The 25,948-nt window shown below is 64.8% G+C and carries 26 protein-coding genes; 17 read left to right on the top strand and 9 right to left on the bottom strand.

Features of this window, described 5'->3' with window-relative positions; translation table 11 throughout:
- Positions 1-7: 7 nt before the first annotated feature.
- The 7 genes from CH266_RS10340 to secA all read left to right on the top strand — a co-directional run bounded on the left by CH266_RS10340 (position 8) and on the right by secA (position 9,664).
- On the top strand, positions 8-673 hold the full coding sequence (locus CH266_RS10340; protein WP_094715257.1) for a dTMP kinase: 666 nt from the start codon (positions 8-10) through the stop codon (positions 671-673).
- Positions 674-677: 4 nt separating this feature from the next.
- Positions 678-1,355 carry an MtrAB system response regulator MtrA gene (gene mtrA / locus CH266_RS10345; protein WP_027496508.1) on the top strand — a complete coding sequence of 226 codons (678 nt, stop codon included), beginning with the start codon at positions 678-680 and terminating at the stop codon, positions 1,353-1,355.
- Positions 1,352-3,034 (top strand): MtrAB system histidine kinase MtrB, encoded by a 1,683-nt coding sequence (mtrB, locus tag CH266_RS10350; RefSeq protein ID WP_032366296.1) that lies wholly within the window; start codon positions 1,352-1,354, stop codon positions 3,032-3,034. The genes mtrA and mtrB overlap by 4 nt, the downstream gene beginning before the upstream one ends.
- Positions 3,034-4,812: an MtrAB system accessory lipoprotein LpqB gene (lpqB, locus tag CH266_RS10355; protein WP_032387452.1), complete on the top strand. Its 1,779-nt coding sequence runs from the start codon at positions 3,034-3,036 to the stop codon at positions 4,810-4,812. The genes mtrB and lpqB overlap by 1 nt, the downstream gene beginning before the upstream one ends.
- Positions 4,813-4,853: 41 nt before the next feature.
- A complete protein-coding gene (locus tag CH266_RS10360; RefSeq protein WP_094715258.1) occupies positions 4,854-5,537 on the top strand; it encodes a ComF family protein in 684 nt (227 codons plus the stop codon).
- Between the two features lie 233 nt (positions 5,538-5,770).
- Positions 5,771-6,439, top strand: coding sequence for a ribosome hibernation-promoting factor, HPF/YfiA family (hpf, locus tag CH266_RS10365; RefSeq protein WP_027496511.1), 669 nt, complete (start codon positions 5,771-5,773; stop codon positions 6,437-6,439).
- A gap of 321 nt (positions 6,440-6,760) precedes the next feature.
- The gene (gene secA, locus CH266_RS10370; RefSeq protein ID WP_032383483.1) at positions 6,761-9,664 is read left to right on the top strand and encodes a preprotein translocase subunit SecA; all 2,904 of its coding nucleotides are present in this window, start codon (positions 6,761-6,763) and stop codon (positions 9,662-9,664) included.
- Between the two features lie 45 nt (positions 9,665-9,709).
- Here the strand turns inward: secA and CH266_RS10375 are convergent, their stop codons facing one another.
- A complete protein-coding gene (locus CH266_RS10375) occupies positions 9,710-10,300 on the bottom strand; it encodes an Rv3235 family protein (RefSeq protein ID WP_141214518.1) in 591 nt (196 codons plus the stop codon).
- A gap of 174 nt (positions 10,301-10,474) precedes the next feature.
- Here CH266_RS10375 and CH266_RS10380 point away from each other — a divergent pair, with 174 nt between their 5' ends.
- The 5 genes from CH266_RS10380 (at position 10,475) to CH266_RS10400 (ending at position 16,494) form a co-directional block, all read left to right on the top strand.
- On the top strand, positions 10,475-11,920 hold the full coding sequence (locus tag CH266_RS10380; protein WP_094715260.1) for a WS/DGAT/MGAT family O-acyltransferase: 1,446 nt from the start codon (positions 10,475-10,477) through the stop codon (positions 11,918-11,920).
- Positions 11,921-11,931: 11 nt separating this feature from the next.
- The gene (locus tag CH266_RS10385) at positions 11,932-12,456 is read left to right on the top strand and encodes a DUF6912 family protein (protein ID WP_032366300.1); all 525 of its coding nucleotides are present in this window, start codon (positions 11,932-11,934) and stop codon (positions 12,454-12,456) included.
- Between the two features lie 138 nt (positions 12,457-12,594).
- The gene (locus CH266_RS10390; RefSeq protein WP_027496515.1) at positions 12,595-13,710 is read left to right on the top strand and encodes a ferredoxin reductase; all 1,116 of its coding nucleotides are present in this window, start codon (positions 12,595-12,597) and stop codon (positions 13,708-13,710) included.
- Positions 13,711-13,818: 108 nt separating this feature from the next.
- The gene (locus CH266_RS10395) at positions 13,819-15,114 is read left to right on the top strand and encodes a fatty acid desaturase family protein (RefSeq protein ID WP_094715261.1); all 1,296 of its coding nucleotides are present in this window, start codon (positions 13,819-13,821) and stop codon (positions 15,112-15,114) included.
- A 129-nt stretch (positions 15,115-15,243) separates the two neighbouring features.
- Complete coding sequence (locus CH266_RS10400) at positions 15,244-16,494, top strand: fatty acid desaturase family protein (protein ID WP_032370715.1); 1,251 nt, start codon at positions 15,244-15,246, stop codon at positions 16,492-16,494.
- Between the two features lie 48 nt (positions 16,495-16,542).
- Here the strand turns inward: CH266_RS10400 and rsgA are convergent, their stop codons facing one another.
- The 3 genes from rsgA to ybaK are packed head-to-tail and all read right to left on the bottom strand — an operon-like array spanning position 16,543 to position 19,343.
- Positions 16,543-17,577 carry a ribosome small subunit-dependent GTPase A gene (gene rsgA / locus CH266_RS10405; protein ID WP_176457065.1) on the bottom strand — a complete coding sequence of 345 codons (1,035 nt, stop codon included), beginning with the start codon at positions 17,575-17,577 and terminating at the stop codon, positions 16,543-16,545.
- Positions 17,529-18,845, bottom strand: coding sequence for a 3-phosphoshikimate 1-carboxyvinyltransferase (gene aroA, locus CH266_RS10410; RefSeq protein ID WP_032366303.1), 1,317 nt, complete (start codon positions 18,843-18,845; stop codon positions 17,529-17,531). The genes rsgA and aroA overlap by 49 nt, the downstream gene beginning before the upstream one ends.
- 6 nt (positions 18,846-18,851) lie before the next feature.
- Positions 18,852-19,343 (bottom strand): Cys-tRNA(Pro) deacylase, encoded by a 492-nt coding sequence (gene ybaK, locus CH266_RS10415; RefSeq protein WP_032387172.1) that lies wholly within the window; start codon positions 19,341-19,343, stop codon positions 18,852-18,854.
- A 91-nt stretch (positions 19,344-19,434) separates the two neighbouring features.
- Between ybaK and CH266_RS10420 the strand changes: the two genes are divergently transcribed.
- Positions 19,435-20,211, top strand: coding sequence for a sigma-70 family RNA polymerase sigma factor (locus tag CH266_RS10420; protein ID WP_230591196.1), 777 nt, complete (start codon positions 19,435-19,437; stop codon positions 20,209-20,211).
- A gap of 44 nt (positions 20,212-20,255) precedes the next feature.
- Positions 20,256-20,543 (top strand): mycothiol system anti-sigma-R factor, encoded by a 288-nt coding sequence (rsrA, locus tag CH266_RS10425; protein WP_027496522.1) that lies wholly within the window; start codon positions 20,256-20,258, stop codon positions 20,541-20,543.
- 69 nt (positions 20,544-20,612) lie between these two features.
- Here the strand turns inward: rsrA and CH266_RS26110 are convergent, their stop codons facing one another.
- Positions 20,613-20,687 carry a 50S ribosomal protein bL37 gene (locus CH266_RS26110; protein WP_370878772.1) on the bottom strand — a complete coding sequence of 25 codons (75 nt, stop codon included), beginning with the start codon at positions 20,685-20,687 and terminating at the stop codon, positions 20,613-20,615.
- 119 nt (positions 20,688-20,806) lie between these two features.
- Between CH266_RS26110 and CH266_RS10430 the strand changes: the two genes are divergently transcribed.
- Both CH266_RS10430 and CH266_RS10435 read left to right on the top strand, forming a co-directional pair.
- On the top strand, positions 20,807-21,022 hold the full coding sequence (locus tag CH266_RS10430) for a biotin/lipoyl-binding carrier protein (RefSeq protein ID WP_027496523.1): 216 nt from the start codon (positions 20,807-20,809) through the stop codon (positions 21,020-21,022).
- Positions 21,023-21,043: 21 nt separating this feature from the next.
- Positions 21,044-22,522: a sensor histidine kinase gene (locus CH266_RS10435; protein WP_094715262.1), complete on the top strand. Its 1,479-nt coding sequence runs from the start codon at positions 21,044-21,046 to the stop codon at positions 22,520-22,522.
- Positions 22,523-22,673: 151 nt separating this feature from the next.
- Here the strand turns inward: CH266_RS10435 and CH266_RS10440 are convergent, their stop codons facing one another.
- Entirely contained in the window at positions 22,674-22,928 is a 255-nt protein-coding gene (locus CH266_RS10440; RefSeq protein ID WP_032366305.1) for a WhiB family transcriptional regulator, read from the bottom strand.
- Between the two features lie 266 nt (positions 22,929-23,194).
- A complete protein-coding gene (locus CH266_RS10445; RefSeq protein ID WP_027496525.1) occupies positions 23,195-24,148 on the bottom strand; it encodes a diacylglycerol/lipid kinase family protein in 954 nt (317 codons plus the stop codon).
- Between the two features lie 156 nt (positions 24,149-24,304).
- Between CH266_RS10445 and CH266_RS10450 the strand changes: the two genes are divergently transcribed.
- Complete coding sequence (locus CH266_RS10450; RefSeq protein WP_027496526.1) at positions 24,305-24,736, top strand: hypothetical protein; 432 nt, start codon at positions 24,305-24,307, stop codon at positions 24,734-24,736.
- On the opposite strand, the gene CH266_RS10455 is transcribed toward CH266_RS10450, so the two are convergent.
- Together CH266_RS10455 and CH266_RS10460 are read right to left on the bottom strand one after the other, a co-directional pair.
- Positions 24,733-25,209 carry a GNAT family N-acetyltransferase gene (locus CH266_RS10455; RefSeq protein WP_094715263.1) on the bottom strand — a complete coding sequence of 159 codons (477 nt, stop codon included), beginning with the start codon at positions 25,207-25,209 and terminating at the stop codon, positions 24,733-24,735. The genes CH266_RS10450 and CH266_RS10455 overlap by 4 nt on opposite strands.
- Positions 25,206-25,865, bottom strand: a complete 660-nt coding sequence (locus CH266_RS10460; RefSeq protein WP_204879550.1) for an acid phosphatase — start codon at positions 25,863-25,865, stop codon at positions 25,206-25,208. Before CH266_RS10460 ends, CH266_RS10455 begins: the two co-directional genes overlap by 4 nt.
- Between the last annotated feature and the right edge of the window lie 83 nt (positions 25,866-25,948).

The following is a 25,948-nucleotide window of genomic DNA, read 5'->3' on the forward strand; positions in this document are numbered from 1 at the left end:
TCGGTCGTTGGGAAAGCTCTTCGTCATCGAGGGAGTCGACGGAGCGGGCAAGAACACGCTCGCCCGTCGGCTCGTCTCGGCGTGGGAACACGACGGCCTGGCCGTCGTCCGGGTCGGGTTTCCCCGGTACGGCAGGTCGATTCATGCCGATCTGGCGGCCGAGGCGCTGCAGGGGGAACACGGAGACACCGCGGGCAGCGTGCACGCCATGGCGCTGCTGTTCGCACTCGACCGCAAGGATGCGGCCGACGAGATCCGAAACTTGTTGTCCCGCAACGATATCGTGTTGCTGGACCGGTACGTGGCGTCCAACGCCGCCTACACCGCGGCGCGGTTGGAGCAGTCCGTCGACGGAGCGGCCGTCGAGTGGATCCGGTCACTCGAATTCGAGCGGTTCGGTGTGCCCGTTCCGGACGTGCAGGTGTTGCTGGACGTACCGGTGGCTCTCGCTGCGGAGCGCGCCGCCGCGCGTGAGAGTGCGGACGCCGCGCGCACCCGGGATGCCTACGAACGCGACGGCTCGCTGCAGACCCGAACCTCGGCCGTCTACGGCCGTCTCGCAGAAACGAACTGGGCGTCGTCCTGGCGAGTCGTGCGCGCCGACGTCGACCCCGATCGACTCGCCGCCGACATGTTCAATCAGCCATCCGCCGAGCCGAAAGTGACACGATAGAGCCATGAAGCCTCGGATTCTGGTTGTGGACGACGATTCGGCTCTGGCGGAGATGCTCACCATCGTGTTGCGCGGTGAGGGATTCGAGCCGTTCGTCGTCGGAGACGGCACCCAAGCGCTGGCGGCCGTCCGCGAGAATCGACCCGATCTGGTGTTGCTCGACCTGATGCTTCCCGGAATGAACGGCATCGACGTCTGTCGCGTGCTGCGAGCCGACTCGGGCGTCCCGATCGTCATGCTGACGGCCAAGACCGACACCGTCGATGTGGTGCTCGGTCTCGAATCCGGGGCCGACGACTACATCATGAAGCCCTTCAAGCCGAAGGAGCTGGTGGCACGCGTCCGGGCACGACTGCGTCGAACCGAGGACGAGCCGGCCGAACTGTTGTCGATCGCCGACATCGTCATCGACGTCCCCGCCCACAAGGTCAGCCGCGGCGACGAGCTGGTCTCGCTCACTCCGCTCGAATTCGATCTGCTTGTCGCCTTGGCCCGCAAGCCCCGTCAGGTGTTCACCCGTGAGGTTCTGCTCGAACAGGTGTGGGGCTACCGGCACGCCGCCGACACCCGCCTGGTCAACGTCCACGTTCAGCGCCTGCGCGCCAAGGTCGAGAAGGATCCGGAGAACCCGGAGGTGGTGTTGACCGTGAGGGGGGTCGGGTACAAGGCCGGACCGCCGTGATCGGTTTTTCCCACTCTCGGCGACGAATCAACGGCAAGTTCTCCCCGCTCCTGCGTTGGTTCAGGTCGCTGAGCACATCGCTGGGCCATGCCTGGCGAAGGTCACTGCAACTGCGCGTGGTCGTCTCGACCCTGACGTTGTCGCTCGTGGTGATCCTGATTCTCGGCGTCGTTCTGACCAGCCAGATCACCGATCGGTTGCTCGAAGCGAAGCTGTCCGCAGCCACCGAGGAACTCGACCGCTCGCGCACCACGGTGGAGGGCAACCTCGCCGGTGCCGATGATTCGAGTGGCCTGTCCACCCGTCTCGAACGGGCCAGAGCAGCGTTGACCAATCAGGACCTCGACGCTGCGTCGACCACCGGGTCGGCGGGATCCTTCGATCCTGTTCTGATCGTCGAGGGCGACGCGACCCGCGCGGAAGCGTCGGTCGGTCCGGTCGACCAGATACCGGCCAGCTTGCGCGACTTCGTCAAGAAGGGCCTGATCAGCTCGCAGTACGCCACCGTGACCGACAGTGACGGCGGATATTCCGGATCGGCGCTCATCATGGGGTCGCCCACCGGTTCCGACATATCGGCGCTGCAGCTGTATCTCATCTTCCCGCTCGCCAGCGAAGACCGGACGCTCTCCCTGGTCCGCGGCACGCTGTTCATCGGGGCCGTGGTGCTGCTGGTACTCCTCGCGGCGATCGCGATGCTCGTCGCGCGGCAGGTGGTGCTACCCATTCGATCCGCGTCCCGCATCGCAGTACGTTTCGCCGACGGCAGGCTCAAGGAGCGAATGCCGGTTCGCGGTGAGGACGACATGGCGAGGCTGGCGATGTCGTTCAACGAGATGGCCGAAAGTCTGTCCAAACAGATCACCCAGCTCGAGGAATTCGGAAACCTGCAGCGCCGGTTCACCTCCGACGTCAGCCACGAACTACGGACGCCGCTCACCACCGTGCGGATGGCCGCGGATCTCATTCACGACGCCAGTGACGATCTCGAACCTGCCCTCAAGCGTTCCTCCGAGCTGTTGGTCAACGAGCTGGACCGGTTCGAGACGTTGCTCGGTGATCTGCTCGAGATCAGCCGCCACGACGCCGGTGTCGCCGAACTGGCCGCCGAGCAACTCGACCTGCGGATGTGTGCACGCGCTGCGGTCTCCACGGTGCGTCATCTCGCCCGCGAAACCGGCACCGAGGTGATCGTCGACATGCCCGAGACGGCGGTCATCGCCGAGGTGGACCCGCGGCGTGTCGAACGTATCCTGCGCAACCTTCTGGCCAACGCCCTCGATCACGGGGAAGGCAAGCCGGTGCTGCTGCGCCTGAGATCGGATGCCGACGCGGCAGCCTTCGTGGTGCGCGACCAAGGAATCGGTCTGCGCCCCGGCGAGGAGAAGCTGGTGTTCAATCGGTTCTGGCGCTCGGACCCCTCCCGCGTCCGGCGCTCCGGCGGTACCGGCCTCGGGTTGGCGATCAGTGTCGAGGACGCCCGGCTGCACGACGGTAAGCTCGAGGCGTGGGGTGCAGTCGGCGAAGGCGCATGTTTCCGGCTCACGGTGCCACTGGTCCGTGGTCACAAGGTGATCGGCTCACCTCTGCCGTTGAAGCCGAGCACCAAGAAATACGCTCAGGGACAACCGATCCCGGCTATCGGTGCGCAGCGGGCCGCGTCGGAGTCGTCGACGTGATGCGCTCGTCTCGTCGGCTGTCTCGCTCGGTTGCGGTCTGCGCCCTGATCGCCGCCCTCGTCTCCGGTTGTGCCAGCCTGCCCGAGTCCTCGAGCCCCCAGGCCATCGGCACGTTGACCGACGGTGCCGCGCCCACCAGCGCCCCGGCTCCCGAACCCGGACGTGAGCCCGACCGGCTGCTCGACGACTTCTTCGAGGCCAGCGCAGTGTCGGCCAACCGCCACCAGGCCGCCCGACAGTTCCTGACCGAGGACGCGTCGAACACGTGGGACGACGGCGCTCGTACCGTCGTCGCAGATCGGATCGACACCCTGTCGGGGCCCCGAACTGCAGACTCTGCGCAGTTCACGATTCGGTCGACGACAGCGGGAATCCTGGCTCCCGGCGGGGAATATCAGGCCGGATCGGACACCTTCGACATCGCGATCGACATGACGCGCGTCGACGGCCAATGGCGCATCTCGAAGCTGCCACCGGGTGTGGTCATCGATCGCTCGGCGTTCATGGACACCTATCAGCAGCGATCCATCTACTTCGTCGATCCGCTCGGTGGGGTGTTGGTGCCGGATGTTCGGTGGACGAGCGGATCGCAGGATCAGCTCGCAAACCAGCTCGTGCAGCTGTTGATCGATGGACCCAAGTCCGCGCTGTCCGCAGCGGTGAGCAACGAATTGTCCGACGACGTCAGTATCCGGGGGCCCATCACCAAGGCCGACGGACAGACCACACAGGTCGGAGTCGGTCTCGGCGGCATCAGAATCGACTTCGGTGGTTTGCAGAACAAGGGTGACCGCGACCGAGAATTGCTTGCCGCACAGGTGATCTGGACTCTGGCCTCGGCAGAGGTGGCCGGGCCCTACGTGCTGCTCGCCGACGGACAACCCATCGACACGACCAAGCCGGACGGGTGGACGACGGCCGGGGTCGACTCCTTCGATCCACAGAGCTCCACCAACGAATCGGTCGGTCTGCACGCACTGGCCTCCGGTCGACTGCTCCGCGTCGAGGAATCCGCGACCACACCCGCCCCCGGGTACTTCGGGCAGGCACGGAATCTACGCTCGGTGGCCTTGTCGAACGACGGAACACTCGTGGCCGGCGTCGCGGATACCGGTAGACCCGCTCCGGCACCGTCGAGCACATTGATGGTCGGTAGCTACGACGGTGGCGCGTTCCCGGTGGCCGAGGGGCAGTCGATCACGCGTCCGACATGGGGAGCCGATGACAACGCCGCCTGGGCGGTCATCGACGGCACCAACGTCATTCGCGCTGCCCGTGACCCCTCGACCGGTCAGGTATCGGTGATACCGGTCGATGCCCGCGCGGTCACCACCCTGGGAACTCGCATCACCGAACTCCGGCTGGCCCGCGACGGCGTTCGGGCCGCACTCATCGTCGACGGCGTGGTGTACGTGGCCACCGTGGTACGCGATCCGTCGGGCGTCTATTCGCTGACGGCCCCGCGCGCGGTTGCGATCGGACTCGGCAGTGACGCCACCAGCCTGGACTGGAGCACCGGGGAGGCCATCGTGATCGCGCGGGTTGCCACCGATACACCGGTGGTCCAGGTGACGGTCGACGGCTCGAGGATGGACGCCCTGCCGTCGCGCAATCTCACCAATCCCGTTCTGGCGGTCGATGCGTCGCCGGAAACCGAGTACGTTGCCGACGCTCGCGCTGTGTTCGCACTCAACAATGCCGATCCGGTCGGCGACAGGTACTGGCGCGAGGTCACCGGCCTGGCCGGGGTGAAGGCCGTGCCGATCCTGCCCGGCTGACGTCCGGCGGGTGTCGGTGGCTACCGGCACACTTCACGGTCATGAGAACGCTTCTCGACCTCGTCCTGCCCCTCGAATGTGCCGGGTGTGGGGTGCCGGGGGAGCAGTGGTGTCGCCGTTGTGAACAGGCGCTGTCGGTGCCGCCTGTCCGGGTGCGTCCGCGGGTGGATCCGGGGGTGCCCTGCTGGGCGCTGGGCACGTACACCGGCCCTCGGCGCAACGGGGTGATCGCACTGAAGGAACGGGGCCGACGGGCCGTGTCCGTGCCGTTCGGGCGGGCGCTGGCCGGTGCGGTGCACCAACTGCGTGCTGCAGGCGAGATCGATCCACCGGAGCTGAGTGCCCTCGTTCTGGTGTGCGCTCCATCCCGGGCGCGCGCAGCGCGAGCCCGAGGGGGCGGTCCGGTGCTGCGGTGTGCGAGGAACGCAGCGACCGAGTTGGCACCGGAGCGAGTATCGGTTCCCCAGCTGCTGAAGATGGCCGGGGGAGTGCGGGATTCGGTCGGGCTCTCGGCAGGTCAGCGTCAGCACAACGTGGCGGGCCGGATCGAGTTGGTCGGACAGTCGCGCCCGGCTATCGGCCGGCCGCGGCCGCGAACCGACGAACTGACCGTTCTTCTCGTCGACGACGTGGTGACCACCGGGGCGACCCTGGCCGAATGTGCAAGAGTGCTTACCGATTTCGGGATCTCGTTGGCCGGTGCGATCGTGGTGGCCAGCGCGTGAACGCGAGTCGACGAGACACGCCGACAACCAATTCGGGGTGAACGGTGGCACACGCGTCGATGACCGACTAACGTCGCGGACACGCTCCATCACGACGGAGCGGACCGGTAGAACGACCCGTAGAAACACGGACGTGAGGTGATGCCCCGGACTCGAGATGCCGGAAGGTTCCCCATTCGGCATGCACACCTGCCACGTCCAACAGTGGGCGTGGCCGATATCGGGAGGTACACGTGACGACCCCTTCACAAGCCTCGGTTTTCTTCGACGAGAAGCCTTCGGAAGAACCCGCCAAGAGCAATGCCGACGTTGTGGTCAAGGGCCGCAACGTCGAGATACCGGACCATTTTCGGATATACGTGTCCGAGAAACTGGCTCGCCTCGAGCGCTTCGACCCCTCCATCTACTTGTTCGATGTCGAACTGCAGCACGAACGAAATCGCCGTCAGGCCAAAGCATGTCAACGCGTGGAGATCACCGCGAAGGGCAAAGGCCCGGTCGTTCGTGCCGAAGCGTGCGCAGACAGTTTCTATGCCGCACTCGAAGCAGTGACCTCGAAACTCGAAAGCAGACTCAGGCGTACCAAGGATCGGCGCAAGGTCCACTACGGCGAGAAGAGACCCGTATCCGTCGCCGAGGCCACCGCTGAACTCGCCGAAGACGACACACTTGCGCTCGATCCCGAGACCAAGCTGGATTCGTTCGAGGACGATCAGACCGGCCCCGGGCACATCGTTCGCACGAAGGTTCACTCGGCGGCACCGATGAGCGTCGACGATGCGCTGTACGAGATGGAACTGGTCGGCCACGACTTCTTCCTGTTTCACGACAGCGCCACCGACCGGCCTTCCGTGGTGTACCGACGGCATGCCTTCGACTACGGCCTGATCAGGCTCACCTGACCGAGCGTGACGGCGAACGGGTCGTTCGCCGTCCGTGAAATATCCGACCACTGCAGGCTCGACGCCGGAAGACACGATCCCCACGTCGAGCCTGCAGTGCTGTGTCGGGGTTGTCCGAATGCCGGCGTCGTGTCGTTCGGGGACCGACAGTGGGACTGCCGTACCCACAGCGAGACCGCCTACCATGGACGCGTTCGGGTTACTGCCGCGCGGACGTCACGGTGACGAACCCGTGCGCTCGTGCAGGTAGCAGTAACGCGTCGAGTAACAGATTTGTTCGTGTCAGTACCCGTGAACCGAGGATCGAGGACGAGAAAACCCGTGCCGTCGCTGTCGTTTTCCAAGCTGCTCCGTGTTGGTGAAGGTCGCATGGTCAAGCGGCTCAAGAACATCGCTGACCACGTCTCGACCCTGTCTTCGGACGTCGAGAGTCTCTCCGACGACGAACTGCGGGGTAAGACCGCCGAGTTCAAGGAGAGGTACTCGTCCGGGGAGACCTTGGATCAGTTGCTGCCCGAGGCATTCGCGGTCGCCCGTGAGGCATCGTGGCGGGTGCTGTCCCAGCGGCACTTCGACGTGCAGGTGATGGGCGGAGCTGCCCTGCACTTCGGCAACATCGCCGAGATGAAGACCGGCGAGGGCAAGACCCTGACGTGTGTTCTGCCTGCTTATCTCAACGCCATCTCCGGCGACGGTGTGCACGTGGTGACGGTCAACGATTACCTCGCCAAGCGTGACTCGGAGTGGATGGGCCGTGTGCACCGCTTCCTGGGTCTGTCGGTGGACGTGATCCTGTCCGGGATGACGCCGGTCGAACGCCGTGCAGCGTATGCCGCCGACATCACCTACGGCACCAACAACGAGTTCGGGTTCGACTACCTACGCGACAACATGACGCACTCGCTCGACGATCTGGTGCAGCGCGGACACAACTTCGCCGTGGTCGACGAGGTCGACTCGATCCTCATCGACGAGGCGCGAACCCCACTGATCATCTCGGGCCCCGCCGACGCGTCGAGCAAGTGGTACGGCGAGTTCGCCCGGATCGCCCCCATGCTGAAGGTCGACACCCACTACGAGGTCGACATCCGCAAGCGCACCATCGGTGTGCACGAGGCCGGCGTCGAGCTGGTCGAGGATCAGCTCGGTATCGACAACCTGTACGAGGCGGCCAACTCGCCTCTGGTGAACTACCTGAACAACGCCATCAAGGCCAAAGAGCTCTACACCAAGGACAAGGACTACATCGTCCGCGACGGCGAGGTCATCATCGTCGACGAGTTCACCGGTCGCATCCTGGTGGGACGCCGCTACAACGAGGGCATGCACCAGGCGATCGAGGCCAAGGAGAAGGTGGAGATCAAGGCCGAGAACCAGACCCTCGCCACGATCACGCTGCAGAACTACTTCCGCCTGTACGACAAGCTCTCCGGCATGACCGGCACGGCCGAGACCGAGGCCGCCGAGCTGCATCAGATCTACGGATTGGGCGTCATTCCGATCCCGACGAACCGCCCGATGGTCCGAGTAGACAACGGCGACCTGATCTACAAGACGGAAGAAGCCAAGTTCGACGCGGTGGTCGACGATGTCGTCGAGCGGCACGAGAAGGGCCAGCCGGTTCTCATCGGCACCACGAGCGTGGAACGGTCGGAGTATCTGTCCAAGCAGTTCACCAAGCGCGGCGTCGCGCACAACGTGCTCAATGCGAAGTTCCACGAGCAGGAAGCGACGATCATCGCCGAGGCCGGGCGACAGGGCGCGGTGACCGTCGCGACCAACATGGCCGGCCGTGGCACCGACGTCGTGCTCGGCGGCAACCCGGACATCCTCGCCGACCTGAAGCTGCGTAAGCAGGGCTTGGACCCGGTGGAGACTCCCGAGGAGTACGAGGCCGCCTGGGAGCCTGCTCTGGAAGAGGTCAAGGCACAGGTCAAGGCCGACGCGGACACCGTGCGCGAAGCCGGTGGCCTGTACGTTCTCGGAACCGAGCGCCACGACTCACGCCGTATCGACAACCAGCTCAGAGGGCGCTCCGGTCGTCAGGGTGATCCGGGCGAATCGCGGTTCTACCTCTCGCTCGGCGACGAGTTGATGCGTCGATTCAACGGCGGCGCACTCGAATCGATCATGACTCGGCTCAACTTGCCCGACGACGTCCCGATCGAGGCCAAGATGGTGTCCAAGGCCATCAAGAGTGCCCAGACCCAGGTCGAGCAGCAGAACTTCGAGATCCGCAAGAACGTCCTCAAGTACGACGAGGTGATGAACCAGCAGCGCACCGTCATCTACGAGGAGCGCAGGCGCATCCTCGAAGGTGCCGACATGGAGGGCCAGGTCGAGGGCATGATCACCGACGTGATCACCGCCTACGTCGATGGTGCGACGAGCGAGGGCTACGTCGAGGACTGGGATCTGGAGCAGTTGTGGACGGCGCTGAAGACTCTGTATCCGGTCGGTATCGACCACAAGGTTCTCTCGGGTGAGAACGAGGACGGCGAAAAGGGTGACCTGAGCCGCGATGAGCTGCGCGAGGCGCTGCTCGAGGACGCCCGCTCGGCCTACGCCGCTCGCGAGGCCGAGATCGACGGCATCGCAGGCGAGAACGGAATGCGGGAGCTCGAACGTCGGGTTCTGCTGTCCGTCCTCGATCGCAAGTGGCGCGAGCATCTCTACGAGATGGACTACCTCAAGGAGGGCATCGGACTGCGTGCGATGGCCCAGCGAGATCCACTGGTCGAGTACCAGCGGGAGGGCTACGACATGTTCCAGGGCATGCTCGACGGCCTCAAAGAGGAGTCGGTGGGCTTCCTGTTCAACCTCCAGGTCGAGGCGACCCCTGCCCCGGCAGGTCCGGCCGCGTCCGCAGGTCTCGCGGTTGCCCCCGGGTTGGCCTCACCCGTCGGATCCGGTCGCCCGGCACCTGCGGCAACGTCGGCACCTGCGGCCACGGGCGATCGGCCTGCGGCCAAGGCGGCCCCGGCCCCGGCCGCTCCAGCTCAGGCAGCTCCCACAGCTCTGCGTGCCAAAGGACTCGACGAGCGGGACGAACAGAGATTGACGTTCTCCGGCCCGGCCGAGGGGGGCGGTACGGCTGTGCAGCGATCGGATGCTGCAGCGAGCGCGGAGTCGGCGGCCGAGGGAACCCGACGCGAGCGTCGCGAAGCAGCGCGAGCGCAGAACAAAGCACCGAAGAAGTCGGCGCGCTCCAAGCGCAAGAAGTAGTCGGCCGCGTCGATCCGGCGTGACCTCGCCGGGCGACCCGTGTTCTCAACCCACTCGCAACGAGGTGACCGTCCATCCTGGCCGCCGCGGGTCGACCGCCTGCTCGATTCGGCCCGCGAAGGCGAAGGTGCGTGGGCCGCGGGTGTACGAGCCGAATATCTCGGCCGACGTGTCCGATCTATAAGCGACGTGCACGCGACGCACCGCGGCGAATCCGAGTCGCCGTCCCGGTGGGGGCGTGCGGACGATGGTGCGAATCAGGTCGATCACGGGCGCAGTGAACAACGAGGACAGTTGCTCGGCACTGCGCCTGCGGTCGATCACCTCGATGAGCAACCGCATGGCGCGTTCGGCGCTCGCCCGCGCATCGGCGGGCACGACTTGCACGATCGGTCGATGGGGTGCCTCGGTCCGGCGGCGGGGGCTGCGTACCGAAGCCGGATGGCGTTCCGGTGGCCTGTGCGAGCTCTCACCCCGGCCCCAGGTGTGCACCGCGCCTGCCGAGAGTGGCGGCTCGAACTGGGTCGGCCGCGACAGAAAGCAATGGTGCTCGGCGCGCAGCCGAGAGTCCGCCGGCGACGGTATCGGGCTGTCGTCCCCGGTGTCCGGCGGATCGTTGGATTCGATGACGCTCACACCGACATTGACGGTCGCGATCGAATTTCGGTTCCCGAGATCGACGACACGTCGGTGCCCACCCGGCACTGGGACTCACGTCGCGAACCCACGTACTCTGAGTTCGAGCACACCGCGCAACAGGCGGTATCGATCGGGGCGCACCACGTGCGAGGACGGGGACCGAGACACGCGATGGCGACCAGACTGACGGCGCAGGATGCGTCGTTCTACTTTCTCGAGGCCGGCAGCAGTCCCATGCACCTCGGCTCGCTCGCCGTCTTTCGGACCCCGCGGAGCGGTTTCAGTTACGACCGACTGCTGTCGTTGGTCGAACAGCGACTGATGCTGGTTCCGCGCTACCGGCAGAAGGTCCGCGAAGTCGCGTTCGGTTTGGCGCGGCCGGTCTGGGTGGACGACGCGGATTTCGACATCACCTATCACATCCGTCGTTCGGCACTACCCAAGCCGGGGACGGACGATCAGTTGCACGACCTGATCGCTCGACTGACCTCACGGCCGCTCGATCGCACCCGACCGTTGTGGGAGATGTACCTGGTCGAGGGACTCGCGAAGAATCGTTTCGCCATCTTCACCAAGTCTCATTCGGCCCTCGTCGACGGCGAGAATGCGCTCGACATCGGTCAGGTCATTCTGGATGCGAACAAGAACCCCGCGCCGATGGCCGAGGAGCTGTGGATGCCCGCTCGTGAGCCCAAGGACTCGGTGTTGGTGCTCGACGCGCTCACCGAACTGGTGGTGCGTCCGGGCGAGAGCATCGAGACGTTGCGCGGCGCGGTCAACGGGGTTGCCGGTCTCGCGGGCGACGCATTGCGCGCCGCGGGCAAGGTCGCGGCCGTGCTGCGTACCGCGACACAGAGCGCCCCGTCCAGCCCACTGAACGCGCCGATCTCGCGAAATCGTCGGTTCGCCGTGGCCAAGACCGAGCTGGCGGATTACCGCAGGATCCACGACAGATTCGACTGCTCGATCAACGACGTCGTGCTCGCAGTCGTCACCGGCGCGCTGCGAAATTGGCTGCTCTCGCGCGGCGAACCCGTCACGGCATCGTCCACGGTGCGGGCCATGGTGCCGATGTCGGTGTACGTCTCGTCCGATCGCGTCGGCTTCGGTGAGGGCAGCGACATGTCCGGTGAGCCGGCCGAGGACGATCGCAGCGAGGTGTCCTCGTTCCTCGTCGACCTTCCGGTGGGGGAGTCGAACGCCGTCGTTCGGCTGTCTCACATCGCGCACGCGACCGAGGCCCATTCTCATCAGAGCCGCGGTGTGACGGCTCAGACGCTGATGCGGATCAGTGGGTTCGCTCCGGCGAGCCTGCATGCCATGGGTGCGCGGGCGGGTAGCCGACTCTCGCAACGAGTGTTCAACCTGATCGTCACGAACGCGCCGGGCCCGCAGTTTCCGCTGTACGTCGGTGGTGCCCGGATGCTCGAGATGTACCCGGTGTCGCCGCTGTTCGAGAATCAGGCGTTGAGTATCGGGCTGACGTCGTACGACGGTTTCGTGTTCTTCGGGCTCAACGCCGACCGCGGAGCGATGCCCGATGTGGATGTGGTGACAGCGCTACTGCACGAGGCGCTGGAAGAGTTGGTCGACGCCAGCAACGAATCGAGAGTGTGAGGTCTTCTGCAATGCGTGTCTACGTTCCGGCGACGCTGGAATTCTTGAAAGTGCTCGCAGCCGAGGGCGAGTTCAGTCCGGTCTCGCGCACCGCATTCGCGGTGACGCCCACCTTGCGTGAGGCGTACTCGTCGGGCGACGACGAGGAGTTGTCCGAGGTCGCGATGGGGGAGGCCGCGCGTGCCTCGCTGCGCCTGATCGCCGCGGCCGTCGATGACGAGGCGGACACGGGGACGGTGGCCGACGGCGTGGTCTACCGACGGGCGGTGATTGCCGCAGACGTCGACGATCCCACCCTGCGTCCCGATCTCGACGACGCTGTCGTTCGGCTGAAGGAACCGCTGCGAATGGATCAGGTCGCGTCGGTGCACGTCGATCTGGAAGGGGCCGAGGAAGCAGTTGCCAAGGCTGTCTCCGCCGTGGACGCAGCGGACATGGGCGACGCCGATGCAGAATTCGTTCTCGGTGATGCCGAAGACCACACGCTGGCGTGGTACGCCCCCCAGGAACTACCGTTTCTGCTCGATCTGCTGTGATCCTGCTCTCGGCCACGACCTGGCGATATCCACGGTTGGGCTGCCTGCAGAGGTGACCAGGAGACTCAACCTACGGTAGCGTAACCTCGATGCCCGCACGCGGTTCGGTACGACGATCGAGGGGATGGGGAACACCCGATGGATCTGAAGAAGTGGTTGGAGGCCCCGGTGGCCGGTGTCTCGGCACCCAAGCGGCCGAGGCTGAACATGCTGCGTGGTGCTTTCACCCGCATCACCACTCCCTTACTGCCCGACGACTACTTGCACCTCGCCAACCCGTTGTGGTCGGCCCGTGAACTGCGCGGCCGCGTCGTACGCGTGGAGAAAGAAACCGCTACCGCGGTGACACTGGTGATCCAGCCCGGGTGGGGCTTCAATTTCGACTATCAGCCGGGTCAGTACATCGGAATCGGACTGCATCTCGGCGGTCGGTGGCACTGGCGCTCGTATTCACTGACCTCGCCGCCGAACTGGGAAGACAAGCTGATCTCCATCACCGTCAAGGCGATGCCCGAAGGGTTCCTCTCGTCACACCTGGTGGGCGGCGTGCCGCAGGGGACCATCGTGCGACTGGCGGCACCGAAGGGCAATTTCGCACTGCCCGTTCCGCCGCCCGCCAAGATTCTCTTCGTCACCGCAGGTAGCGGCATCACCCCGGTCATCTCGATGCTCAGAGCACTCGATCGCCACGGCGACATGCCCGATACCGTGCATATCCACTCGGCCCCCACCGAGGACGAGGTGATGTTCGCGGCCGAACTCGCAGCCCTCGAGAAGTCGCATCCCGAGTTCACCTCTCACGTGCAGTTGACGCGTTCCGATGGCAAGTTCGCTCTGTCCTCGCTCGACGAGCTGTACCCCGACTGGCGTACCCGCGACACCTGGGCCTGCGGTCCCGCGGCACTGCTCGAAGAAATCGAGAAGACGTGGAAGCGCGAGGGCATCGAGCACAAGCTGCACCTCGAGCGGTTCGAGATCTCACGCGCCGATACGTCCGGTTCGGGCGGAACCGTCACGTTCTCCAAGTCCGACAAGAAAGCGGCGGCGGACGGGGCGACCACACTGCTCGAAGCAGGCGAAAATGTGGGTGTTCGGATGCCGTTCGGCTGCCGTATGGGTATCTGCCAGACGTGTGTGGTGCCGTTGACGGCAGGACATGTGATCGACCTACGTTCCGGTAAGGAACACAGCGAGGGTGACCGCGTCCAGACATGCATTTCCGCAGCCGCGGGTGACTGCACATTGGAACTGTAGGTCTGTTTTTCGCACACTGCCTTCTCAGGCTGCTGGGTTACGCTCACGTAGGTTGCCCACGCTGAACCCCGGTATTTCGGGCGCCGCACACAACTGTTGGAGGACCCGGTGGCCATCACCGACATCAAAGAGTTCGCTCACCTGACCGAAGAAGACATGGAAGCGTTCGGGCGCGAACTGGACGCCATTCGCCGCGACGTCGAGGACAGTCGCGGTGAACGCGATGCCGCATACATTCGCCGAACCATCCGAGCTCAGCGCATGCTCGAGCTCGGCGGACGCGCCGTGCTGCTCGGCAGCAAGTACCGGCCGGCATGGCTCGTGGGGACCGCGATGCTCAGCGTCGCCAAGATCATCGAGAACATGGAACTCGGCCACAACGTGATGCACGGCCAGTGGGATTGGATGAACGATCCGGAAATTCACTCCACCTCGTGGGAGTGGGACCAGACCGGACCGTCGGAGCAGTGGAAGCGGGCGCACAACTACTCGCACCACACGTACACCAACATCGTCGGAATGGACGACGACATCGGTTTCGGCATCCTACGGATGACCCGCGACGAGCCGTGGAAGCCGATCAACCTCGTTCAGCCGCTCGCCAACATCGTCCTGGCGACGACGTTCGAGTGGGGCATCGCGCTGCACGACTACGACGCTCAGAAGCAGCTCGACGGGGAACACGAAAAGGGCCTCTTCAAGTCACCGGCGGCCCGCGCTTTCGCGCGCAAGATCGCCAAGCAGGTCGGCAAGGACTTCATCCTGTTCCCGGCCCTGTCCGGCCCGGCGTGGAAGTCCACGTTGACCGCCAACGCCACGGCCAACCTGGTTCGAAACCTCTGGGCCTACGCCGTGATCTTCTGCGGTCACTTTCCCGACGGTGCCGAGAAATTCACGATCGGTCAGTTCGAGAACGAGACCCGTCCCGAGTGGTACCTGCGGCAGATGCTCGGTAGTGCCAACTTCGAGGCCGGCCCCGTCATGGCGTTCATGAGCGGAAACCTCTGCTACCAGATCGAGCACCACATGTTCCCGGACCTGCCGAGCAATCGGTACTCGGAGATCGCAGAGAAGGTGCACGCGCTGTGCGACAAGTACGACCTGCCGTACACGACAGGGTCGCTCGGCAAGCAGTACCTGTTGGCACTGCGGACCATCCACAAGCTGTCGCTGCCCGACAAGTGGTTGCGCGCAACCTCGGACAACGCGCCCGAGACATCGTCGGAGCGGCGTTGGCGCGTCGGCGATTCTCCGACCGTGCACGCACTTCGGATCGACCCGCTCACCGGCCAGCGCCGTGGACTGCGCTCGGCGATGCAGGAGGCGCGAGGAGCTCTGCGCAATGCGAAGAAAGAAGCCAAACGACAGGCGAAGGCGCTCCGGCGATCGGACGTCACCGCCTGATTGTGAATCGTCACACAGATTCGCGCCCGTAACCTACGCGACCGTAAGTTACGATACGGTAGGTGACGGAAATGCACACGGCTCACTACCGCACGCTGTGTGTTCACAACTGCCAGGAGGCTGTTTCCCATGGCGATTTCGGACATCAAGGAATACGCGCATCTGACCGACGCCGACATCGAAGCATTGGGCCACGAGCTCGATGCGATTCGGCGAGACATCGAGGCGTCCCGTGGTGAACGCGACGCCCGGTACGTGAAGAACACGATTCGGCTGCAACGCTCGCTCGACATCGGCGGACGTGCAGTCCTGTTCGCCAGTCGCCGCCGCCCGGCATGGCTGGTCGGTACCGCCATGCTCGGGGTCGCGAAGATCATCGAGAACATGGAGCTCGGCCACAACGTCATGCACGGCCAGTGGGACTGGATGAACGATCCGGAGATCCACTCCACCTCGTGGGAGTGGGACAACACCGGGCCCTCGGCGCACTGGAAGCAGACGCACAACTACATTCACCACAAGTACACCAACGTGTTGGGCATGGACGACGACGTGGGCTACGGCCTGCTGCGCGTCACCCGCGACCAGCGTTGGAAGCCGTTCAACATCGGCAACCCGGTCTACAACCTGTTGCTGCAGCTGTTCTTCGAGTACGGCGTGGCGCTGCAGCATCTGGAACTGGGCAAGGTGGCCAAGGGCCGCGTCCCACGCGAGGAATTCGAGCAGAAGCGTCGCGAGGTCCTCGAGAAGGTCGGCAAGCAGATGGGCAAGGACTACGTCCTGCATCCACTGCTCACCGGACCTGCCTGGAAGAGCACGCTGACGGCGAACATCGTCGCCAACATGATGCGCAACGTGTGGACCAACACCGTCATCTTCTGCGGGCACTTCCCCGACGGTGCCGAGAAGTTCACCAAGTCGGACATGGAAGGCGAAACGCAGGGGCAGTGGTACCTGCGTCAGATGCTGGGCAGCGCGAACTTCAACGCCGGTCCGGTCATGGAGTTCATGAGCGGCAATCTCTGCTACCAGATCGAGCATCACCTGTTCCCCGATCTACCCAGCAATCGTCTGCGGGAGATCAAGGTTCGGGTTCTCGAGCTCGCGGAGAAGTACGACCTGCCGTACACGACCGGTTCGATCGTGCACCAGTACTTCCTGTCGTGGCGAACCATCGCCAAGCTGTCGCTTCCGAACAAGTACTTGAAGGCGACCAGCGACGACGCGCCGGAAACCGCGTCCGAGCGTAAATGGGAACAGGCACCTGCAGGTCTGTTCGCCGTCGACCCCGACACCGGAAAGCGGCGTGGCCTTCGGACCGCGATCGCAGAAACCAAGAAGCGCAAGGGGATTCGCAGACTGGTCGGCAAAGCAGCCTGACCGACTCCGATTTCGAGCAGCGAAGCCTGGTACAGACCCCGTGGGTCTCTACCAGGTTTCGTTCGTTCGAACCGCTTCCAGCAGGAGCCGTACGGCAGCCACCCGTCGTGCTGCATCCCCGGTGAGCGTGTCGAGAGCGCACTCGGGATCTGCCGGCGGACCCAGGTGAGTGCAGCCGCGGGGGCAGTCCTCGATGGTCTCGGCGAGGTCGGAGAATGCGGCCACGACGTTCTCCGGCGAGATGTGCGCCAGTCCGAACGACCGGATGCCGGGAGTGTCGACCACCCATCCGCCGCCCGGTAGCGGCAGCGCCACCGACTGCGTCGACGTATGGCGGCCCTTGCCGACGCCCGAGACCACCCCGGTCGCGCGATAGGCGTCGGGCACCAGTCTGTTGACGAGTGTCGACTTGCCGACACCGGAGTGTCCGATGAGCGCGGTGACCTTGTTCGTCAGCATGGCGGTCAGTTCGGTCAGGTCCTCGGACTGGCCCGCCAGTACCACCGGGACGTCCAGATCGGCGAACGACGCGGTGAACTCGTCGGGTGCAGCGAGATCGCTCTTGGTCAGGCACAGCACCGGTTCGAGTCCGCCGACATACGCCGCGACGAGAGCGCGCTCGACGAAGCCGGTGCGGGGAGGTGGATCGGCAAGCGCTGCGACGATCAGCAGTCGGTCGGCGTTGGCCACCACGACGCGTTCGAACGGGTCGGTGTCGTCCGCGGTGCGGCGCAGCACCGTTCGCCGCTCGGCCACGCGCACGATTCGGGCCAGAGTGTCGACCTTGCCCGACAGATCTCCGACGATGCCGACCTCGTCGCCCACCACGATCGGAGTTCGCCCCAGCTCGCGGGCCCGCATCGTCACGACCGGCCGAGACGGGTCACCGTCGAGTACGCAGCCCCAGCGGCCGCGGTCCACGGACACCACCATGCCGGCTTCGGCGTCGTTGTGTTCGGGTCGAGTCTTGGTGCGCGGACGCGAACTCTTGCCCGGCCGGATGCGGACGTCGGACTCGTCGTAGCGGCGCGCGGTCAGGATCCGACCCCGCTGGGTGTGGAAGCGGACAACATCGTGTCCCACAGGTTCTCGAAGCCGGGGAGAGTCTTGGCGGTGGTGCCGATGTCGTCGACCTCGACGCCCGGGACGCGGAGTCCGACGATCGCGCCGGCAGTGGCCATGCGGTGGTCGGCGTAGGAGTGCCAGGTGCCGCCGTGCAGCGGTGCGGGATCGATGCGAATGCCGTCGTCGGTTTCGACCGCTCGCCCGCCGAGGCGCACTATCTCGGTCGTCAGTGCGGCCAGTCGGTCGGTCTCGTGACCGCGTAGGTGGGCGATGCCGCGCAGGATGGACGGCCCCTCGGCCAGGGTGGCGAGTGCTGCGACGGTGGGGGTCAGCTCGCCGACGTCGTGCAGATCGAAGTCGATGCCGCGCAACGTGTTCGGACCTTCGACGGTCAGCACCCCTGCGCGTAGTTCGACCACCGCGCCCATCTGCGTGAGGATCTCGCGGAACACGTCACCGGGTTGAGTCGTCGACTCAGGCCAATTCGGTACTCGCACAACACCTTCGGTGACAGCGGCGGCAGCGAGGAACGGGGTGGCGTTCGAGAGATCCGGCTCGATGCTCCAATCGACGGGGGTCACCGAACCGGGATGCACGCGCCAGGTGTTCGCGTCTCCGCTCGATTCCGGGGTGTCGACTCGGACGCCCGCACGGCGCAGCATCTCCACGGTCATGTCGATGTGCGGCATGGACGGGACGGGCTTACCGATGTGATGGATCTCGATTCCCTCGTCGAACGCCGCGGCCGAGAGCATCAGACCCGAGACGAACTGCGACGACCCCGAGGCGTCGATCTCGACGGATCCACCACGCAGCGAACCGGTACCGCGCATCGTGAACGGCAGCGCGCTGCCGTCGACGTCGGCACCCACAGCGCGCAGTGCGTCGAGGATAGTGTCGAGCGGCCGGATGCGAGCCTGCTCGTCTCCGTCGAAGGACACCACGCCGTCGGCGAGCGCGGCCAGGGGCGGGACGAAACGCATGACCGTTCCGGCCAGGCCGCACTCGACGGATCCGCCGTGCAGCGTTCCCGGTGTCACACGGAGAGACGTCGGATCGTTGCGGTCGGCGGCCACCTGCACGCCCAGTGTCTCCAGAGCATGGATCATCAAGTCGGTGTCGCGGCTGCGAAGCGCGCCGGTGACGGTCGACGGGCCGGATGCGAGCGAGGCGATGATCAGCGCGCGATTGGTGATCGACTTCGATCCGGGCAGAGTGACTGTCGCGTCGATGGGTCCATCGGCGGCGGGGGCTGTCCAAGTGCTCACCGGTCCATCTTCGCTCATCGGCGGTCAGTGTGCGGCGATGGGCGCGGTGACGGCGCGCGTGAGGCGAATCAGATCGGCCGGAGCGAGTTCGATCTCCAGGCCGCGGCGACCCCCGCTGCACAGCACACGGTCGAACTCGAGTGCCGAGTCGTCGATGACGGTGGGCAGGGATCTACGTTGACCGAGCGGAGAAATTCCACCGAACACGTAGCCCGACGACCGTTCGGCGGCAGCTCTGTCGGCCATCGTTACCTTCCGCGTGTCCAGAGCGGCTGCTGCCGCTTTCAACGAGAGCAATCCGGTGACGGGGACCACCGCGACGGCCAGCGAACGATCTGCGCGTTCGACGACCAAGGTCTTGAACACCTGCTCCGGGTGCACGCCGAGGCGCTCGCCCAGAATCTCGGCGGCCTCGCTGCCGAACGACTGCGTGCGCGAATCGTGCTCGTAGGTGTGCACGGTATGCGCCACCTTTTGTGCGGTGAGCAGCGCAAGAGCGGGAGTCGACGCAGCCATTCGTCGGACTCTATCGACTGCGACGGGAACACCGCGGCGCGCGGCAGTGTTGTGACAGGGCAGATACGGATGCAGGCGGAAGGAATGACGAATGGCAGTGCTGACCGCGGGACGTCCCTTGGCGATCAAGGGGGTGATCTCGTCGCAGAAGCCGACTTCGGGCGCGGTAGCCTGGGCGGTGGAAGCTACCGAAGGGATCAGCGTGACAGAAGCCAGGACTCCCACCGAAGCGGACGAGAAGGCGATCGCCGAGCAGCGAGCAGCCGAAACCGAGGCCCAGCTGACCGAACGCTTCGAGCGTGACGCGCTGCCGATGCTCGACCAGCTGTACGGTGCCGCGCTGCGGATGACGCGCAACCCCGCAGATGCCGAGGACCTGGTGCAGGAGACGTTCGTGAAGGCCTACTCGGCGTTCCGGTCGTTCCGTGAGGGCACGAACCTCAAGGCGTGGCTCTACCGAATCCTGACCAACACCTACATCAACTCCTATCGCAAGAAGCAGCGTCAGCCGGCGCAGTACCCGACCGACGAGATCAGTGACTGGCAGCTCGCCGCGACCGCTGAACACACGTCCACCGGACTGCGCTCGGCCGAGGTCGAAGCGCTGGACGCACTGCCGGACGACGACATCAAGGCCGCTCTGCAGTCGTTGCCCGAGGAATTCCGCATGGCGGTGTATTACGCCGACGTCGAGGGTTTCCCGTACAAGGAAATCGCGGAGATCATGGGAACGCCCATCGGAACGGTGATGTCGCGCTTGCATCGTGGGCGTAAGCAACTTCGAGGTTTGCTGGCGGGTGTGGCCCGCGACCGTGGATTCAACCGGGACGGCGCAGTCGACCGGCACGAGCAGGAGGTAGTCCAGTGACGCGCACCGGTGATTCCGGCGATGACATCATCGGCGGCGGTTCTGTGGGCGACGGCGGAGCCGACGCCGAATTCGAGCGACTGGATTGCTCGGCCGTGATCGCGGACGTATGGATCATGTTGGACAACGAGTGCGACGAGGCCAGCAGGCAACGGTTGCAGAAGCACATCGACGAGTGCGGATCGTGCTTCGAGGCGTACGGCATCGAAGAGAAGGTCAAGCGGCTGATCTCCCGTAAATGTGGCGGAGATCAAGCGCCCGCCGGGCTTCGCGAGCGACTCAGCGTGGAAATCCGCCGCACGGTGCTGACCCGTAGCGTCGACTCCGAATAACCTGTTCGTACCGACGACGAAGGGCCGAGAAGCAGTGCTTCTCGGCCCTTCGTGGCTGGTGGCAGAACGTCAGCTGTTGGGACGTTTGCCGTGGTTGGCCTTGTTGCCCTTACGAGCACGCTTCTTACGTCCACGCTTTCCCATGATGGGCTCCTCTCGTTTGTTCACTACAGTCTCCCACGTGTGATTGGCTTACTGTGACGGGCATGGTCTCCGGTGTGTGCCCGCCGCGGTTCGAGGTGTCGTGAGAGAGGGGTTCGCCGGTGTCCGAGGATGTTCGTGCGGAGATGGTGTCGACGGTGTTTCAGGTGGTCGTGGCCCGCGGTGATGCCGTCGAGGTCGGTGACACGTTGGTCGTGCTGGAGTCGATGAAGATGGAGATTCCCGTGCTCGCCGAGACCGCAGGAACCGTCACATCCGTGGACGTCGCAGTGGGGGATGTCATTCAACAGGGCGATCTCATCGCTGTGGTGTCCTGACCGACGGCTGCGTGAGATCCCGTGTCGACCCTCAGTGACCTGCTGGCCGAACACACCGATCTGCCCGGTGCCGCGGTGGACCATCTGCAGCGCGTCGTAGGGGAGTGGCAGCTCCTGGCCGACCTGTCGTTCGCGGACGTATTGCTCTGGGTCGGTACCGACGATGTCTCGGACGGGTCGGCGGACGTGCTGTGTGTCGCCCAGTGCAGACCCACCACCGCGCCGACGGTGTTCACCCACGACATCGTGGGGACGACCATCTCCGAGTCCGAGCACCCCGAAGTGCTCGTCGCGTTGCAACAGCGAAAGATCGTGCAGGGTGGTGTTCTGACCCGCAGCGAGAGCATTCCCGTGCGGTGTGGAGAGCACGTCATCGCCGTGCTGACCCGCGACACCAATCCGGCCCAGCTTCGTCCGCCGAGTGCGCTCGAGGTCGCGTATCGGGAATGTGCGGACGATCTGTGCCTGATGATCAGCGAGGGAACGTTTCCGACGCCGGAAGAGCGAACCGACGTCAACTCGTCGCCGCGGGCCGGCGACGGCTTCATCCGCATCGATACCGAGGGACGGGTGGATTACGCGAGCCCCAATGCGCTGTCGGCGTACCACCGGATGGGTTTGACGACGGAACTGTCGGGCCGTGACCTCGCGTCGGTGACGCGGTCTCTGGTGACCGACCCGTTCGATTCGCAAGAAGTGGCCGACCATATCCGGTCGTCACTGTCCGGCAACGTCGGGCACCGAATGGAAGTGGACGCCCGCGGCGCGACGGTTCTGGTGCGCACGTTGGCACTGCAGCCGCACGGTCGATCCGCGGGCGCAGCCGTACTCGTCCGAGACGTCACCGAGGTGAAGCGCCGCGACCGTGCGCTGCTCAGCAAGGACGCGACGATTCGCGAAATCCACCATCGGGTGAAGAACAATCTGCAGACCGTGGCGGCTCTGCTGAGGCTGCAGTCGCGGCGGCTCGAGAACGAGGAAGCTCGTACCGCGTTGTCCGAATCCGTTCGCCGCGTGACGTCGATCGCGCTGGTGCACGAGATGCTGTCGATGTCGGTCGACGAAGAAGTGGATCTCGACGAGATAGTCGACCGGTTGGTGCCGATCATGCTCGACATCGCCACCGTCAACCCTCGGGTGCGGGTGGTCCGGGACGGCCAACTCGGTGTCTTCTCCGCCGAGCGGGCGACGCCGCTGGTGATGGTGTTGGCCGAGCTGGTGCAGAACGCGATGGAGCACGGGTTCGACGCCGGGTCGGTCGGCGTGGTGCGTATCGGTGCCGATCGTTCGTCGAAATGGCTCGACGTCGCCATCCACGACGACGGCCGCGGGTTGCCCGCAGGGTTCTCGTTGGAGCGTTCGGACGGACTGGGGCTCCAGATCGTGCGCACTCTGGTGTCGGTCGAACTGAACGGTTCTCTGGGCCTGCATCCGGCTCCTGGAGGTGGCACCGACGCGATGCTGCGAGTGCCACTGGGCCGTCGGGTGCCGCGAGCCTGACGGGCCGCTCGTGAACAGTGCGTTACGAACCGGCCGCACTGTGACGTAAGAACGCCCGATCCGTGGAAGCGCCGCTATGCAGTTCGACATGCAGAAGGCCCGGTATCCGCTGAGCGGATACCGGGCCTACCGAGTGTTGTGTGTCTGCGTCCTAGACGGAGCTACGTGCGCGCGTACGTGCGTTGCGTCGCTTGAGTGCACGGCGCTCGTCTTCGCTCATTGCGCCCCATACTCCTGCGTCCTGGCCGGATTCGAGTGCCCAGGACAGGCATTCTGCGGTGACGGGGCACCGAGTACAGACGACTTTGGCATCGGCGATCTGCGCGAGCGCCGGACCACTGTTTCCCACCGGGAAAAATAGTTCCGGATCTTCATCGCGACAAATTGCCTTGTGGCGCCAGTCCATCCTCTGCTCCTTACCGGGCGCCGAAGCGCCGTTTCGTTTCTCTTCTGTTTCACGAGTGGGTAACCAATGTTTCCGCACTGTTGCTTGTGAATGCTTTCACGAACTCAGGTGAAGTCAAGGGATACGCGCGTGACCGTGGTCAAGCTCACTCTGTTAGGCTCGCTTTAGCCTTCTGCGCTCCTTTGTACCCCGACTCGGCAGATATTGCTCGTGATTTCGCAGGAAATTGCCCATCGAGCATCTTCGCGCGCAGGTCACAGTGGGTCTCACGTGACGGGCGCGACAACATCCAATGCGTCGGGAGTCGAGAAGAACTCCGCCTCGGTGCGTTCACCCAGATAGTCTCCGTCCATCTGCAGCCCCATCGGTTCTGCAGACGTGATTCGAACACTCGGGACGTCGTCGACTCGAATCAACTTGCGAGACTTCGGTTCTGCACCTTTGGCCAACAGCTGACGCGACACCCGCAGCGTGGGGAACAGTGCCGTCGAGCGCATCGCGAACACGCCGAGACCCGAATCGAAAGCGGTCCCGGGATTGGTATGGACCGGACGATCGTTCAAGAAGGTCCACGGACTCGAGTTCGACACGAACGCATAGTGCACGTTCTCGAACGGATCCCGCCCGGGAACCTCCACCGTCAACTGCGCCGGACGACGCTTGTGCTTGAAGAACTCCTGCACCGAGAACCGGAGATAACGCGTCGCCGACACCGGCGTACCGTCCTTCCGGCTCGCATCGATGGCCCGACACACTTCCGCGTCCAAACCCATCCCGGCATTGAACGTGAACCACCGGTTGTCGCAATGCCCCAGACCGACCGTCCGCCGCGCCCGCGCATCCAGCAGACCGATCAACTGATTCGTGGCCGCTACCGGATCCGCCTCGATTCCGAGAGAGCGCGCGAACACATTCGCACTACCACCGGGAACGACCGCAATAGGCGGAATCGCGCCGATCGTCACCGCCTGCATCGACGTCGGCAACGGAACCCCGAGCAGACCGTTGATGACCTCGTTCACCGTGCCGTCACCCCCGTGAACGATCACCAGGCCCACCCCGTCCTCACGGGCACCCCGAGCCAACTCCGACGCATGATCACGATGCGTCGTCTGCGCCACCGTCACCCGCAACCGACTCGACAATGCATGAGCCAACAGATCCCGAGCTGCAGCCGTCGTAGAAGTCGCATTGGGATTGACGATCAGCAGCGCACGCACAGGAACAAACACTAACCGGGTGGCTCGGCGGACTCCACCGGCACCACCCGGGCCGTTCCGCAGGCTCCACTCGCGCCCCTGGGTCGTTCCGCAGGTGCCACCGGCACCACCTGGGTCGTTCCGCAGGCTCCACTCCCGGTTGCCTAGGCTGGTCCCGTGTCCACCCAACCCGAGAACCTCACCCCACCGGCCACTTTTCGATCCGCCGGGGTCCTCGTCGCAGCACAAGGTGCCGTCTCGCTGGTCGCGGCCTTCGTTCTCGTCGTGCGCGCGGTCTCCGGAGAGGGCGACAACGCTGTCGCCAACGGGTACGGCACGGCCGGGTGGTTCGGCGTGCTGGGCCTCGGCGTCGGGGCTGCAGGCGTCGCCCTGATTCTCGGCAAACGGTGGGGGAGAGCACTGGCAACCGTCGTCCAGCTATTGCTGCTTCCCGTCGTGTGGTCGCTGCTCACCGGTTCACATCAGACCGTCTACGGCATCGTTCTGGGAATCGTTGTGGTTGCGGTATTGGTGCTGCTGTTCAGTCCACCCTCGTCGCAGTGGATGGCGGCCGAGTACAGCGACGTCGACGACGAACCGCGTCTCTAGGACGCTGTCGCTGCCAGGTCCCTCAGGGCACCGTCGGTCAATCGGAATGTGGTCCACTCGTCCTGAGCCTGCGCGCCCAACGCTCGGTAGAACCCGATCGACGGGGTGTTCCAGTCCAACACCGACCAGGTCAGTCGCGTGTAGCCGTTGGTTTCGCACTCGGCCGCCAACGCTGCCAGCAGTGCGGTTCCGAACCCATGGCCGCGTGCGTCCGGCTGCACGTAGAGGTCCTCCAGATAGATTCCGTTGACCCCGTCCCAGGTGGAGAAGTTCAAGAACCACAGAGCGCACCCCACCACCACGCCGTCGTGCTCGGCGACGTGCGCGAACACCGACGGATTCTCACCGAACAGAGCCGACCGAAGTTGGTCGTCTCGGACCGTGCACAACGAGGACGCCTTCTCGTACTCCGCCAGTTCGTGGACCAACCCGCAGATGGCGGATACATCGTCTTCGGTGGCGCGTCGGATCATCGTGGTCCTCCGGTCGGTTCGGTGCCGATCGAGCGATCGGTGGCTGCAGAGAGAATCGAGGGGTGAACATTGTGGGCGATGAGCTGTCGAAAGGAGTGCTCGAAACCGAGCAGTGAATAGGCGGCCGGGGACAATGCGAAGCGCTTTCCTTCGGTGATGGACGCTTCCGTCCAGCCGGCGATCAGTGCTCTCGAGAAATGGCCGTGTCCCACCAGCACCACGTCCCGGCCTTCGAGCAGTGGAAGAACAACGGACAACACCAGTTCGACGCGAACAGCGATGTCACCGATCGACTCTCCGCCCGGGCACGGGTGCGTCCAGACGGTCCAGTGCGGCACTGTCTCGTGGATCTCCGACGACGTGATGCCCTCGTAGTCGCCGTAGTCCCACTCCGACAGTGCATCCCATGTTCGATCGACCTCGAGCCCCGCGAGATCGGCTGTTCGACGGGCCCGTTCGCGCGGGCTGCTGATGACCACCGGGTCGCGCAGATTCAGCAGAGTCAGTAGTGAGCCGGCCTCGACTGCCTGCTGCTCACCGTGCGCGGTGAGTGGAACATCGGTGTTTCCGGTGTGCTTACCTGCGAGGGCCCATTCGGTTTCCCCGTGACGGAGTAGAACGACTCGGCCGGCCTCGACGGCTCCGTGGTTGGTCATGCACACGATCATGCCTGCCGGTCGGGTGTGGGCTTCGTCATACCGAACCGGTGGATGTGTCCGAAAACGCGATTGAGTCCAGA

It is taken from the genome of Rhodococcus sp. 06-1474-1B (assembly GCF_002258885.1).
Lineage (GTDB): Bacteria > Actinomycetota > Actinomycetes > Mycobacteriales > Mycobacteriaceae > Rhodococcoides > Rhodococcoides fascians.

Excerpts from the sequence above, each read along its gene's own strand:
- CH266_RS10385 (WP_032366300.1), top strand. The coding sequence starts at position 11,932 with ATGCGTGTCTACGTTCCGGCGACGCTGGAATTCTTGAAAGTGCTCGCA.
- CH266_RS10455 (WP_094715263.1), bottom strand. The coding sequence starts at position 25,209 with ATGATCCGACGCGCCACCGAAGACGATGTATCCGCCATCTGCGGGTTG.
- mtrA (WP_027496508.1), top strand. The coding sequence starts at position 678 with ATGAAGCCTCGGATTCTGGTTGTGGACGACGATTCGGCTCTGGCGGAG.
- CH266_RS10390 (WP_027496515.1), top strand. The coding sequence starts at position 12,595 with ATGGATCTGAAGAAGTGGTTGGAGGCCCCGGTGGCCGGTGTCTCGGCA.
- CH266_RS10380 (WP_094715260.1), top strand. The coding sequence starts at position 10,475 with ATGGCGACCAGACTGACGGCGCAGGATGCGTCGTTCTACTTTCTCGAG.
- ybaK (WP_032387172.1), bottom strand. The coding sequence starts at position 19,343 with ATGGCTGCGTCGACTCCCGCTCTTGCGCTGCTCACCGCACAAAAGGTG.
- lpqB (WP_032387452.1), top strand. The coding sequence starts at position 3,034 with ATGCGCTCGTCTCGTCGGCTGTCTCGCTCGGTTGCGGTCTGCGCCCTG.
- aroA (WP_032366303.1), bottom strand. The coding sequence starts at position 18,845 with ATGAGCGAAGATGGACCGGTGAGCACTTGGACAGCCCCCGCCGCCGAT.
- CH266_RS10420 (WP_230591196.1), top strand. The coding sequence starts at position 19,435 with ATGGCAGTGCTGACCGCGGGACGTCCCTTGGCGATCAAGGGGGTGATC.
- CH266_RS10460 (WP_204879550.1), bottom strand. The coding sequence starts at position 25,865 with ATGACCAACCACGGAGCCGTCGAGGCCGGCCGAGTCGTTCTACTCCGT.
- CH266_RS10400 (WP_032370715.1), top strand. The coding sequence starts at position 15,244 with ATGGCGATTTCGGACATCAAGGAATACGCGCATCTGACCGACGCCGAC.
- CH266_RS10440 (WP_032366305.1), bottom strand. The coding sequence starts at position 22,928 with ATGGACTGGCGCCACAAGGCAATTTGTCGCGATGAAGATCCGGAACTA.
- CH266_RS10360 (WP_094715258.1), top strand. The coding sequence starts at position 4,854 with ATGAGAACGCTTCTCGACCTCGTCCTGCCCCTCGAATGTGCCGGGTGT.